Below are 12670 nucleotides of genomic sequence, written 5' to 3' on the forward strand. Positions count from 1 at the left end.
TGGATTACGCCTTTGGCTAATCCACCCTACGTTTTATTCAGGGGTTGGCGGTTGATCCCCCCAAACCCTTCGCCATGCACGCATGGCTCCCGGGAGAAGAGGGGAAGATGATCGCCTGGTCAGGAGCCGCTCAGCCTTTCTGCCAGCCACACTCCGGCCAGTATCATGATGGCTATCGAGCCTACCGGCACAAAGATCCGTCGATAGGCCACGGTATTACGGACCAGATAGGCTGCTGGCACAAACAGCAACACAATGGCGACCTGTCCCAGTTCCACGCCCAGATTGAAGCCCAGCAGCGGCAGGAAAATTCCGCTGTCGGTGAGTCCCAGATCGGCCAGTACCGAGGCAAAGCCCAGGCCATGAATCAGCCCGAACACAAAGGCCATTACCCAGCGTTTGGGAAACAGGCGGGGCACCAGGTTGGCCGCTGCACCCAACGCTACGGTGATGGCAATGGCGGACTCCACCAGCCAGATAGGTAGCGTGATGATACCCAGTGTCGCCAATGCCAGAGTCAGCGAATGGGTGACCGTAAAGGCGGTGACAATCGCCAGTGTCTGAGTCAGCGCGCCGGTGATGGTGGGGGCTGGCTGCCAGCCACCCCGTTGCCACACCAGTACCGCCGGGAACAGCAGTGTCAGCAGGAACAGGATGTGGTCATAGCCGATCAGGATGTGGTGTACCCCCTGGCGGATGAACCCCTGGAACGCCTGCCATTGCGACCCGACATCGGTCCCCATCAACTGGTTGCGATGCTGATTACTGAACACGGCGGTGAGGGTGGTATCTCCCTGCTCCAGCCGTAGCAGGCCATGGTGGCTGGGGTCGCGATCAAACAGGAAGCTGTAGCCCACGGCCAGTTGCTCCGGCGGCCGCTGGCAGTCGCCGCGCCAGTGCAGGGCGGCGTAGGTGCCATCCACATGATCGATGGCCTGCAGTCGGGTCAGGTTGAGGGCGCAGGCGTGTCGTTGCGCGCCGTGCAGTGCCTCGATGGTGAGTGCAGGGAGTACGGTGGCGTCCAGGTTGCGTTGCTGCCGGCGCAGTTCGCCCCAGGTGATGTCGCCATCACCATTCTGGTCCAGTGGCAACACCAGCTGCAGGTCGCGCAGGGCGATATCCCAGCGACCCTCAATCAGGGCGTTGCCGGCATTGCTGTTGATCACCAGATAGCTGTCACTGGGTTTGTGGGCGAATGCCTGCCCGGCCAGCAAGAGCAGGAAAAGCAAAGACAGGAGTTTCATTCACTGGCTCCCTTGGCAGGTTGAGTGAGTTGGGCATCGTCAACCTGGTATCGGTCTACAAAGGCCTGTAACTGGCTCAAGGTTGCCTGATCGTCGGCGGCCATGGCGCTGGCGTGCAGCAGTCGCAGGTCAGCCAGTTCCCGTTGTTGCTGCCAATTTTCCCGGGCCAGCGTGAGGGCGCCTTGCGGATCGGACTCTACTTCAAGCAGGAAGCGGGCGTGCTCGCGCAAGTGGCGCTGGCGACCGGTGTCCTGGTCAGCGGCCATGCGGGCCCGGTAGTCCTGCCGCCAGGCCTGGGCCTGAGGGTGCTCAAGGCGTTGCCCGGCAATGGCCAGCCTCAGCAAGGCGCCTTCCCTGTCCTGCCAGTTGGTGAGATCGCGGATGACCGCCGGTGCCTGGTTGCTGGCCAGCCACAGGTCACTTTGCAGGTAGCGTAGATAGGGATCATCCGGGGCCTGTTGCAAGGCGTCACGCAGGTGCTCGGTTGCCAGTTCGAGACGGCCCTGTTGCAGCGCTATTTCCGCGCTCAGGGTGTTCAGCCATTGGGCGGATTTTCCCTGTGGGGCGGCCGGGCTGGATGCCAGGGCCTGCAGGGTGCGATAGGCTTGCTCCCGCTGGCCCGTGATGGCCTGGACGCTGGCCTGACAGAGCAAAACGGTGGTGGGCGGCAGCGTACGGGATGCTGCCTGGCAAGCCTGCCGGGCCTCATCGAGCCGGCCTTGTACCCGGTCAATATTGGCCAGCATCAGCCACGCTTGTCCCTGGTTGGGTGACTGCTCCAGCAGTCGTGTCAGGCGATGACGGGCACGGGCAAATTGATGACGTTGCTGTTCGATACGGGCCATCAGCAGGTTGGCTGCCGGTGACGACATGTCCTGACTGAATGGAGCCAGCGTGGCCTCGGCGTAACCGAGAAAGCGGGGATCGCCTTGGGCACTGGCATAGTCAATCTGTGAGCGGGCCAGTGCCAGCGCTGCTGACAGGTCGCTGGTTGGAGAAGGCGCCTTCAGCGTTGCCGGAACCTGGGGAAGGCGGGCGAGAACCACATGGTCCCCGCCCGGTGTATAGGGGGCGGCGCTTGCGGGGGCCGCCATGCAAAACAAAAAGAGAGTCACCGCAACCGACAAAAGACGCCATATTTTGGCGCCTTTGTCAGTCCCGGAGAAGCTCTCTGAAACGTGCGGGTGAAAAGCCTCCACTACCGCATCGCGGTAGTGGAGGCTGGTTTCATTTCTCCGCTGCCAATACATCGTCATAGGCGTTCGGGTTATTCAGATCACGAAAAATGAAGCGGGTATCATTGATGGGAACCGGATCCCGGGTATCCCCGCTAGTGGCTAGCTGAGCTTTCACAAAGGCGGTGTAGTTGATCGCCACCGGCGCCTGCTGGCGGGGACGGTCATTGTCACTGCCAAAGCACCCGCTCAGCACCAATGCACTCAGGCTGATGATGGTAGCCAGTAGATATCGCATGATGTCCTCCTTCACTCTGCTGCGGCAACGTTATCGGCGCCGGGCAGTGGGGTGTTCAGGTAGGGGAAACGGGTCAGGTAGTCCGCCGCGTTGGGCAGGGCGCCGTCGTTGACGATGGCGCCACCGTTGACCTGCATGTCCTGAGTACCACAGGAGCCAATTTCGCCACCCGCGGCTTCACCGTTCACGTCGGCGCCACACAGGAAGCCTTCAGCCGCAGTGAGGGCGATGTCTACCACATCATCAATCGGGCGTCGGCCATTGGGGAAGCCGGCAAAGTCGCCACCTGCAACACCCAGATCATTCTGGCCACCTGCTGCCGTGGCCGGGATCCCGGTGTTCAGGCGCAGCATTTCGCTGGCGGTAACGGTGGGTAATTGAGTGACCCCGGGCACACCGGTAAGGAAGACAGTGACCAGGTCATTACGGGGCGTTTCCGGTGCCGGTACACCGAACAGGATTTCTACCAGCGCAGGCAGGCTGGGGTTGGTCACATAGGTAGCAAACTGACCATCATCCTTGGGTTCACTGCTGTTGAAACGGTCCTTGTCGGGCAGGCCGATGACCACTTCATTGACCAGCGGAGAGCCAAGACGGGACACCTGGGTAAAGGCGCCGCCTTTCACTGCAGGGCCTTTGGCGTTACTGCTGCCGGTAGTCTCTGAGCCCTGGGGTGCCGGATTGATGACTGTGGCCTGCCGGACGCTTGCGGTGGTCCAGCCGCCGATGACGGTATTGTCACCGGTGAGGCAGTCAGCCGGGACTTCCAATGCCAGGCTGGTGATGTTCTTGTCGGCAATGATGTTTCTGCGCGAGTCCCGTGCACCCAGCGGATTCAACGCGACCAGATCGAAGACTTCACCCAGGTTAACGACAAAGCCTTCCTGGCGCTGTCCGGCAAATACGCGGCCGGGCATGGGGCAGTCAGGGATGGTGACGTCGTAGATGAAGTTGTCCGCGTAGGCTTCGTAGTCACCAATGGATTTGGTGCCGATGTTGTCCAGCGGTTTGGCAAAGCTGCTGTCACCACTGCCGGCCTTGGTCAGGTTTTGTACGTTGCCGGTACGACGGTCGCCGGTCACCATTTCTACGGTGAAGCTTTCCAGTACATTCTGGGCATCGTTGTTCTGGCCGGTTACCGCGCCGATATTAATCAGTGGTACGGGGACAGAGGTGCCGCCTACATCGACCGCCAGGTCGCGGCGTTCGGTATTGAACTGGAAACGGAAGGTAATGTTTTCTTGCGCGTTGCCATCGTTATCAATGTGGATCTCATAGATGGCGTCGTCATCCAGTGAGAAATAATTGGGACCACCATAAGAATCCTGCAGGGGCAGGTAGTTGGCGATCAGAGTGACATAACCCTCTCGGCCGGATTCATAACTGTTGAACATGTAGAAATCCGTACCGTCGACTTTGGGCATACCGGTAATAAATGGCGCTTCTCGGTGGCTGGATGCCATCGTGCCGGCACTGGCCAGCAGAGTGGCGGCAGCACAGGCCGCGGGAAGCAGGGTAAGGCGGGATAGCATGACGAATCTCCTTTCTTGTCGGTGTGTAGGTAGTACGCGTCAGGAGAGGAACTGGATGCAGAATTTCTTTTTCTTTTTTTTGTGCATCCAAATCGGTTTTTTTCACGTATTAACGACAACGCATCTGTCATTAGTGAGGAACGACTTATGGTAATACAGGGGGTGCCTCGTCATGGCGGAAGCAGACGACGGACTAGTACGCGCGCTGGCTCGAATCGCTCAGGGCGACCGTCAGGCTTTTGCTGGTTTTTATCAGAAAACCCATCGCGCCGTATTTGGCATGTGTGTGCACTTGCTGCGTGATCGTGATGAGGCCTGTGACGTGCTTCAGGAAACCTATATTCAGGTCTGGCACCACGCCGGCGAATACCATTGTGACCGCGGCAGCGTGCAGACCTGGATGATGTCCATAGGCCGTTATCGCTGTCTTGATGCCTTGCGCCGCCGCCGCCACGAAGCGGATTACGATAGCGTCAGTGATCGTGAGGAAAGCAACACACCGGGCCCAATGGATAACGTTGGCAATCAGCTTGATCGTCAACGACTCAATCACTGCCTGAAAGATCTGGATGAACGGTATCGTTCCAGTATCGAGATGGCCTACTTTCGTGGTTTCACTCATCAGGAGCTGGCGGTCGCCATGGGCGAGCCGTTAGGAACCACAAAAAGCTGGATTCGTCGCGGGCTGGATGTATTGCGCCGGTGTCTGGACACATGAAGCCGGATAATTACGAACGTAATCATGCGCTGGCCGCAGAATATGTGGTTGGCACGCTGCAGGGCGCCGCCAGGCGACGTTTTGAGCGCTGGATGATGGTCTCTGCCCGGGTGCGTCGTCAGGTATGGTACTGGGAGCGACGGCTGCAGCCTTTCAATGAATCCTTGCCGGAAGAGGCCGCCCCGAAGGCCGTGTGGAATAGCATCGAGCAACGGCTCTTCCCGGGAACGGCACCGGTGGCGTCGCGGTGGTGGCAGACCCTGACCGCCTGGCGCTGGAGTACGGGTATCGCCGTGCTGGCGGTTTTTGCCTTGCTGCTCTGGACGCCGTCACCGCCGGTGGTCACACATTATGTAGGTGTGGTGCAGAGTCAGCAGGCGGAGCCGCTGTGGCTGGTGAATGCCTCTGCGGATCATCGCCTGAGCGTGAAGGCCATGCCGCCGGTTCAGCCGGCGGACGGTGGCAGGGATTACCAGTTGTGGTTGTTGCCGGAGTCGGGCGCGCCGATATCACTGGCGTTGCTGCCTACGGGTGGTGCCCGGTTGCAGATTGATCTCAGCGATCAGCAGGTGCGCCAGTTGTTACAGTCCCGCTCTCTGGCGATCAGCCTGGAACCGGCGGGTGGCTCACCGACCGGCCAGCCCACCGGTCCGGTGGTGTATCAGACACGCCTGGTGCAAATGTAGCGAGCAAAGCCTGAAAGTGAACGCATCAGAATCAGTCGGTGAGTTCACTTTCGGCTTGCTCCAGCGACTCCATGGCTTCCAGTAACTGCTCTTCCAGTTCGTCGTGCTGTTTCTTCAGACGCGCCTGATCGCCGAGTAATCCATTCATTTCGTTTTTGCGACTGTCGTCTGTATACAGGGCTTCGTCGCCCAGGGCTGTCTCGATCTCGGCCAGCGTCTGGTCGCAATGGCTGAGTTGCTTGTCCAGTTTTTCCACCTGCTTTTTCAGCGGGCGCAGCTGGTGGCGTTGCTGGGCAGCCTGTTGACGGCGGGCCTTGGCATCGAGGCCGTCGCCGGGCTTGTCTTCCTTGACGGGTTTGCCGTCGCGGCGGTTCTGTTGCAGCCAGCGGCCGTAGTCATCCAGGTCGCCATCGAATCGACTCACTGACCCGTTGGCCACCAGATAGAACTCGTCCACGGTGGTTTCCAGCAAGTGGCGATCGTGAGACACCAGCACCACCGCACCCTCGAAGGATTGCAGCGCCATGGTCAGCGCTTCGCGCATGTCCAGGTCCAGATGGTTGGCCGGCTCATCGAGGAGCAGCAGCGCCGGTTTTTCCTGCACGATCATAGCCAGCGCCAGGCGGGCTTTTTCGCCACCGGAGAAACGGCCCACCGGTGCAAACACATCATCGCCGTGGAAACCGAAACGGCCCAGCTCGCTGCGCAGCTGCGATTCACTCCACTTGGGGTAAAAGCGGGACATCATCTGGTAGGGGGCGTCGTCGGCGGCCAGCCGGTCCACCTGTTGCTGGTGGAAGTAGCCGATCACCAGGTCGCCGTCTTTTTCGAAGCGTCCACCCAGTGGCGCCAGTTCACCCACCAGGGTGCGCATCAGGGTGGACTTGCCGGCGCCGTTGGGGCCGAGCAGGCCGATGCGCGATTCAGGGCGCAGGCTCAGGCTGACCTGGTCAAGAATCGGTGCGCCCGGGTAGCCGCACTGCACCGCATCCAGGTTTTCCATGGGGTTGGGCAGTTTGTTCGGGCTGTGGAATTCAAAGCTGAAGCCGGAATCCACGTGGGCCGGGCCAATCAGTTCCAGCCGTTCCAGTGCCTTCACCCGACTTTGTGCCTGTTTGGCCTTGGAGGCCTTGGCCTTGAAGCGGGCGATGAACTTCTGCATGTGGGCTACCTGGGCCTGCTGCTTCTCGTGCATCTTCTGCTGCAGGGACAGTTGCTCGGCGCGCTGGCGTTCGAAATCCGAGTAGCCGCCGCTGTAGTGCTTCAGTTGTTTGTGTTCGATATGCAGGATCTGGTTGACGGTGGCATCCAGGAAGGCGCGGTCGTGGGAGATCACCAGTAGTGCCCCCGGTTGCTGTATCAGGTAGCTCTGCAACCAGAGGATGGCATCCAGATCCAGGTGGTTGGTGGGCTCATCGAGCAGCAGCAGATCTGCATCGCTCATCAATACCTGGGCCAGGTTCAGACGCATGCGCCAGCCACCGGAGAAGCTGGCCACCGGCTGTTGTTGCTGGGTTTCGCTGAAACCAAGGCCGGCCAGCAAGGTGGCGGCGCGGGCCGGTTGTTGCCAGGCGTGCAGGGCTTCCAGCTCGCCGTGGGCATGGGCGATGGCGTGGTTATCACCGGCGATTTCCGCGTCTGCCAGTGTTTTCTCTGCCCGGCGCAGGGCGCGGTGGCCGTCAAGCACATAATCGATGGCTGGCTGTTCCAGTGCCGGTACTTCCTGGGCCATCATGGCCAGGCGCCAGTCCGAGGGCAGGTTCAGGTTGCCGCCGTCGCTCTCCAGTTCGCCCATGATAAGCTTGAACAGCGAACTCTTGCCGGTGCCGTTGCGGCCCACCAGCCCCACACGCCAGCCCTTGTGCAGGACCACGCTGGCGTCTTCCAGCAACAGGTCGGGGCCACGGCGAAGGTTGATGTGTTCCAGAGAGAGCATGGGGTAATCCGGGGTTGATGAGAACCGGCGCAGTGTAAGCCAGCAAACGTAACGGGGGAACCGTGGACGACTCCATAAAGCAGGATCTGTGGCGCTATGCCCTGGGGCGATGGCAGCACAAGAATTTTGAGCGGGCTTGCCTGCATCTGCAGGACGATTACCAGGTGCCGGTGGCCCTGTTGCTGTCTGGCCTGTGGCTGGCAGAGTCAGGTAAGCAACCGGATGCCGGGGTAGGGCGCCGCATGGCAGAGCTGGCCGGACAGTTTGAAGCCGATTACCTGCGCCCGTTGCGGGCGGTGCGCCGCAAGGCCGGTGAAGACACCCGGTTGCCGGAATTCAAGCGGCAGCTGCAGCAGGTGGAGCTGGAAGGGGAGCGCTGGTTACTGGCCACCCTGCCGACTTTGTGTGACAACCTTATCCCTGCGGGCAAACCGGTGGACGCCATGGGCTGGTTGCTGGTGCTGGTGCCGGAAACGGCGCAGTGCGAAGGGTTGCAGGAATCCCTCAATGATCTGGTTGCGCTCTAGGCATTGCGACGAAGCCGCTGTAGGAGTACCTCTTGAGGTGCGAATCCGAGCCTTGGCGAGGAAATGGTATCGCAGCTACTCCCATCCCTTTCCAGAAAAGCCTGTTGAGCCCTGACATTCCTGATCGGCCTTCGGCCGATTCCGCGTTGACACGCGGTTCGCCCCTCAAGAGGTGTATTCGCTGCGCTCACCCTTCGGGCCGCACTGCACAACGTGCGTTACTTCGCTACGCTACGTTCCTACGGTGCCACCACCTCGCGCTTTGAACTTTTAACGCCTGCCTGCCATCCTTCATTTCCCTTGTGTTTCACTGGATTTCCCCATGACCACCGACCTGGCCTTCGACCGCGATCATCTCTGGCACCCCTATACCTCCACCTCGAAACCCTTGCCTACCTTTCCTGTGGCCAGTGCCAGAGGGGTGCGGTTGACGCTGGAAGATGGGCGCGAGCTGGTGGATGGCATGTCGTCCTGGTGGGCGGCGGTGCATGGCTATAACCACCCGGTGCTGAATCAGGCCGCCAAGGACCAGATTGACCGCATGGCCCATGTGATGTTCGGTGGGCTGACCCATGAGCCGGCGGTGGAGCTGGGCAAGAAACTGGTGGCATTGACGCCGGACCCGCTGGAGAAGGTCTTTCTGGCTGACAGCGGCTCGGTGTCGGTGGAAGTGGCCATTAAGATGGCGTTGCAGTACTGGCTCAGCCAGGGGCATACCGGCAAGGATAAATTGCTGGCCCTGCGTAACGGCTATCACGGCGATACGTTCGGAGCCATGGCTGCCTGTGATCCGGTCAATGGCATGCACTCCCTGTTCAGCGGCGTACTGGCCAAACATTATTTTGCCGAGGCGCCGCAATGCCCCTACGACAGTGATTTTGATACCGAGGATCTCAATTCCATCCAGCAGATGCTGGCGGATCATCATCAGGAGATTGCCGCCGTGATTCTGGAGCCGGTGGTACAGGGCGCCGGCGGTATGAGGATGTATCACCCCACCTATCTGAAGGCTGTGCGCGCCTTGTGTGATCAGTACGGGGTGCTGTTGATCTTTGATGAAATCGCCACCGGCTTTGGTCGCACCGGCAAGCTGTTCGCTCTGGAACATGCGAATGTGTGCCCGGATATTCTCTGCCTGGGCAAGGCGATCACCGGCGGCTACATGACCCTGGCAGCCACCCTTTGTACCGGCCAGGTAGCAGCGGGTATTTGTGATGGTGAAGCCGGTGTATTGATGCACGGTCCCACCTTCATGGGCAATCCGCTGGCCTGTGCGGTGGCCAATGCCAGCATCCAGTTGCTGCTGGATTCCGGCTGGCAGGAAAAAGTGGCGGCCATCGAGGCGCAGTTAAAGACGGAGCTGCTGCCTCTCAAGGACCTCTCCCCCGTGGCTGATGCCCGGGTGCTGGGTGCCATTGGCGTCATGGAAATGAAAGAACCGGTGGCCATGGAACAGGTGCAGGCACACTTTGTGGAACAGGGCGTCTGGATCCGCCCGTTCGGCAAACTGGTCTACATCATGCCGCCATTCGTGATTGAGCCGGAGGATTTAAGCAAGCTGACCGGGGCGATGCGGGATTTGGCGGAGGGCAGTTGACGTCAAGCCCCAACTTTAAAGCCGTTGTAGGAGTTCCCTTCCAGGGGACGAACCTCGCGAAGTGAGGCGACAAGAGATTTCACCTGCCGCACTGCCATGAGTCGACCTGTAGAACCTGATCGCCCTGCGGGCAATTCCGCGTTTACACGCGGCTCGTCCCCTGTAAGGAAACTCCTACAGGTGGTTTACCGAAACCCCGGCATGGTCTGTATCAGATGCCGCTGCACCTCCAGCCACTCACCAATACGACGCCAGTGCTGTTGGTCATCCAGGTGACGGGAGACGGCGGCGTCGAGGACGCCTTCGCCATTGCTCATGGCCTGCACATAGAGTTGAGTATCGCGCAGGGTAACCAGGTAGGGAATCTTCAGGCTGGCGAGAAACTGGCGCAGAGACTCGTACATGCGGGTGCGGGTGCGGGAACGATTGGCTATCACTGCCAGCCGACGCGGACGGCGCCGGTAGCTGGGGGCCAGCATGACGGTTTGCAGGAAACGGGTGGTGGCACGAATATCGATAGGGCTGGGCAGTACCGGGACCAGTACCACCTGTGACAGGCGCAGCAGGTGATCAAGATGATGGGGGTCCAGGCCGGCGGGTGAATCGATGATGGTAATCGGGCCGGCCTGATCGAGCTTCTGTTGCAGTCGGCCCAGGGAGACCGGCTCGCCGGCTGGCCAGCCGAGGCCGCGAATTGTGGTATCACGACGTAGTTTCAGCCATTGCAGAGACGACTGCTGTGGATCCATATCCAGCAGGGATACCTGTCGCCCCAAGGCCTCATAATAGCAGGCCAGGTTGGTGGCAATGGTGGTCTTGCCGCAGCCCCCTTTACTATTTGCGATCAGAATTACCATGCGGGACGGGCTGGACGAACGCGATTGGGAGCCGATCCCCTTGGCAGGGCTGTTCTGTGCGCTATTCATGCCGTGTCTTATTCGTTTTTTTGCGGGGGATTGTACCCGGCGGTTTGGGTGGCGCGATTACCGTCAGAAGAAAAGGTGATGCTGCTCACAAAACCAACAGTACCGCAAAATAAGGCGCATTGATGTAATTTGTGATGTTATTTTGCTCTCGCGGGGAACTGAATCCTGTGAAGACGGCTCAGTAAAGGGGGAGAGGAAACATCATGCGTTACCTGTTGATTATCATCGTGTTGCTGGCAGTTGTGCTGGCAGCGCTGTTTACTGTGCCGCTCGGTGGGGGTAAGCCGCTACTGGACTGGCAGCATGTCGAACAGAACTGGCAGCAGCCGGAACGGTTGCTGGACCGGAAGATTTCTCCCTGGATGGGGGGAAATGGGGAAAGCGCAGAGATGTATCGCTGGCGTGACCCCCAGGGAAACTGGCAGTATGGCCAGATTCCGCCGCCCGGTGTGCAGGCGGAACCCTTTACCGTAAAAGCGCCCAATACCATCACTGCCGAAGAAATGCGCGGTGGTAAGGTGCCGGAACAGCAACAACAACAGTAGGCCAATTGGAGGCAGAATGAAGAAATTGGGAATCGTGCTGGCGGGGACTGTCCTGCTGGCAGCGTGTGGTCAGGAAACGGTTGAGCTTAAAAGTGATGATCAGAAAGCGTCCTACGCACTGGGCTTCCGCAGTGCGGAGCAGATGCGTAGCCTGGAAAACCTGGATCTGGATGCCATGGTGTCAGGCCTGCGTGATGGCTTTGCCGAAGACGGCAAATCCAAGCTGGGTGAGCAAGATCTGGACCAGCTGATTCGTGACTTCCAGGGCCGTATGATTGAAGCCCAGCAGAAGAAGATGGAAGAAGCGGCCGGGAATAACCTGGAAGCCAGCGAAAAATTTCTGGCCGAGAATGCCGAGCGTGAAGGCGTTACCGTCACCGACAGCGGCCTGCAGTACGAAGTGCTGGAGTCCGGTGAAGAAGGGGGTGCATCCCCGACCCTGGAAGACACCGTGGAGGTTCACTACCACGGCACCCTGCCGGACGGCACCGTCTTTGACAGCTCTGTAGAGCGCGGTCAGCCGGCCACCTTCGGGCTGCAGCACATCATTCCTGCCTGGCAGGAAGCGCTGCCGATGATGGCGGAAGGCGACAAGTGGAAAATTGCTGTGCCGCCGTCTCTGGGCTATGGCGAGCAAGGCGCTGGCGGCGATATCGGCCCCAACCAGGCGCTGATCTTCGAGATCGAACTGCTGGACGTGAAAGGCAGCGGTAACGAAGCGAGTGCCGACGAGGAATAAATCCCGTCGTTACACGCTTCAAAAAAGGGCGCCCTCGGGCGCCCTTTTTGGTTTAGTTGCAAGTTGAAAGTTCAAAGTTGAAAGGCGCGACGGAGGCTGGCGCCAAATATTGAGCCCCAGCGCCGCGCCGCCGCTCATAAAGCCCAGCTCGCTCGCGCATTCGGATGCATATCCTATCCGTGCGGCGCGGCTCTGAGCTGTGTCGGGTAGCACGCAACCCGATCGCGCTTTGTAACTTTCAACTTTAAACTTGCAACTCTAGTGTGTCGCCTGCTGCCGTGGCGGCTCCTGCTGGTGAATGCTGAGAATCAGCTGGTCTTCCAGCGCAAACCTTTCCTCCAGTGTCTGCATCAACAGGGTAATACGTTCCGGTAACTGATCCCGCAGTGCCAGCCACTGTTCCGGGCGCTCGAAATGCTCGTTGAAGGCCAGGGCTTCGTCGGTGGAGTTGTCCAGTTGCTGGAGAATCTGTCGGGTGAGGGTAGGGTTGTCGCGATGGAAATGGCGGGCCTCGTTGACCAGCTCCCGGTACACCTCGAAGTAGCCGGCGCTGATGTAGTCCATCAGTAGCTGGCAGAAATTCTGTACCTGTTTCTGCAAAGGCTGACGGTGATCGGACAGGCCTTTCAGGCCCTGCAGAGTGCATAGCAGCACAATCAGTTGCTGACGCTCATCCAGCCAGGCCTGCACCAGCGCCTCAATGCGCTGCCATTGGGCCAGAGTTGCAGAATGGGAGCTCACCATGGT

General features: G+C 59.8%; 13 protein-coding genes. 6 read left to right on the plus strand and 7 right to left on the minus strand.

The window, feature by feature from the left end:
• Nucleotides 1-119: 119 nt before the first annotated feature.
• The 4 genes from ACMG4M_RS02475 to ACMG4M_RS02490 all read right to left on the minus strand — a co-directional run bounded on the left by ACMG4M_RS02475 (nt 120) and on the right by ACMG4M_RS02490 (nt 4249).
• The gene (locus ACMG4M_RS02475) at nt 120-1244 is read right to left on the minus strand and encodes a HupE/UreJ family protein (protein WP_273010157.1); all 1125 of its coding nucleotides are present in this window, start codon (nt 1242-1244) and stop codon (nt 120-122) included.
• Nucleotides 1241-2290, minus strand: a complete 1050-nt coding sequence (locus ACMG4M_RS02480; protein WP_414430666.1) for a tetratricopeptide repeat protein — start codon at nt 2288-2290, stop codon at nt 1241-1243. The genes ACMG4M_RS02475 and ACMG4M_RS02480 overlap by 4 nt, the downstream gene beginning before the upstream one ends.
• Before the next feature lie 181 nt (nt 2291-2471).
• Nucleotides 2472-2717 (minus strand): hypothetical protein, encoded by a 246-nt coding sequence (locus ACMG4M_RS02485; protein ID WP_062815385.1) that lies wholly within the window; start codon nt 2715-2717, stop codon nt 2472-2474.
• An 11-nt stretch (nt 2718-2728) separates the two neighbouring features.
• Complete coding sequence (locus tag ACMG4M_RS02490) at nt 2729-4249, minus strand: DUF4331 domain-containing protein (RefSeq protein ID WP_273010159.1); 1521 nt, start codon at nt 4247-4249, stop codon at nt 2729-2731.
• A gap of 172 nt (nt 4250-4421) precedes the next feature.
• Here ACMG4M_RS02490 and ACMG4M_RS02495 point away from each other — a divergent pair, with 172 nt between their 5' ends.
• The gene (locus tag ACMG4M_RS02495) at nt 4422-4967 is read left to right on the plus strand and encodes an RNA polymerase sigma factor (RefSeq protein WP_273010160.1); all 546 of its coding nucleotides are present in this window, start codon (nt 4422-4424) and stop codon (nt 4965-4967) included.
• Nucleotides 4964-5653, plus strand: coding sequence for an anti-sigma factor domain-containing protein (locus tag ACMG4M_RS02500; protein ID WP_035246155.1), 690 nt, complete (start codon nt 4964-4966; stop codon nt 5651-5653). Before ACMG4M_RS02495 ends, ACMG4M_RS02500 begins: the two co-directional genes overlap by 4 nt.
• 31 nt (nt 5654-5684) lie before the next feature.
• Here ACMG4M_RS02500 and ACMG4M_RS02505 read toward each other — a convergent pair whose 3' ends face one another.
• The gene (locus ACMG4M_RS02505) at nt 5685-7589 is read right to left on the minus strand and encodes an ATP-binding cassette domain-containing protein (RefSeq protein ID WP_035246156.1); all 1905 of its coding nucleotides are present in this window, start codon (nt 7587-7589) and stop codon (nt 5685-5687) included.
• Between the two features lie 62 nt (nt 7590-7651).
• Here ACMG4M_RS02505 and ACMG4M_RS02510 point away from each other — a divergent pair, with 62 nt between their 5' ends.
• Both ACMG4M_RS02510 and bioA read left to right on the plus strand, forming a co-directional pair.
• The gene (locus ACMG4M_RS02510; protein WP_273010161.1) at nt 7652-8116 is read left to right on the plus strand and encodes a TIGR02444 family protein; all 465 of its coding nucleotides are present in this window, start codon (nt 7652-7654) and stop codon (nt 8114-8116) included.
• Nucleotides 8117-8438: 322 nt separating this feature from the next.
• Nucleotides 8439-9713: an adenosylmethionine--8-amino-7-oxononanoate transaminase gene (bioA, locus tag ACMG4M_RS02515; protein ID WP_273010162.1), complete on the plus strand. Its 1275-nt coding sequence runs from the start codon at nt 8439-8441 to the stop codon at nt 9711-9713.
• Between the two features lie 185 nt (nt 9714-9898).
• Here the strand turns inward: bioA and ACMG4M_RS02520 are convergent, their stop codons facing one another.
• On the minus strand, nt 9899-10639 hold the full coding sequence (locus ACMG4M_RS02520) for a ParA family protein (protein WP_052042557.1): 741 nt from the start codon (nt 10637-10639) through the stop codon (nt 9899-9901).
• A 203-nt stretch (nt 10640-10842) separates the two neighbouring features.
• On the opposite strand from ACMG4M_RS02520, the gene ACMG4M_RS02525 reads away from it, so the two are divergent.
• Complete coding sequence (locus ACMG4M_RS02525) at nt 10843-11184, plus strand: DUF4124 domain-containing protein (RefSeq protein ID WP_035246162.1); 342 nt, start codon at nt 10843-10845, stop codon at nt 11182-11184.
• A 16-nt stretch (nt 11185-11200) separates the two neighbouring features.
• Nucleotides 11201-11923 carry an FKBP-type peptidyl-prolyl cis-trans isomerase gene (locus ACMG4M_RS02530; RefSeq protein ID WP_035246165.1) on the plus strand — a complete coding sequence of 241 codons (723 nt, stop codon included), beginning with the start codon at nt 11201-11203 and terminating at the stop codon, nt 11921-11923.
• 258 nt (nt 11924-12181) lie between these two features.
• On the opposite strand, the gene rsd is transcribed toward ACMG4M_RS02530, so the two are convergent.
• Nucleotides 12182-12667, minus strand: coding sequence for a sigma D regulator (gene rsd / locus ACMG4M_RS02535; RefSeq protein ID WP_414430667.1), 486 nt, complete (start codon nt 12665-12667; stop codon nt 12182-12184).
• Between the last annotated feature and the right edge of the window lie 3 nt (nt 12668-12670).

It is taken from the genome of Alcanivorax sp. IL3, assembly GCF_047495465.1.
GTDB lineage: Bacteria > Pseudomonadota > Gammaproteobacteria > Pseudomonadales > Alcanivoracaceae > Alcanivorax > Alcanivorax jadensis.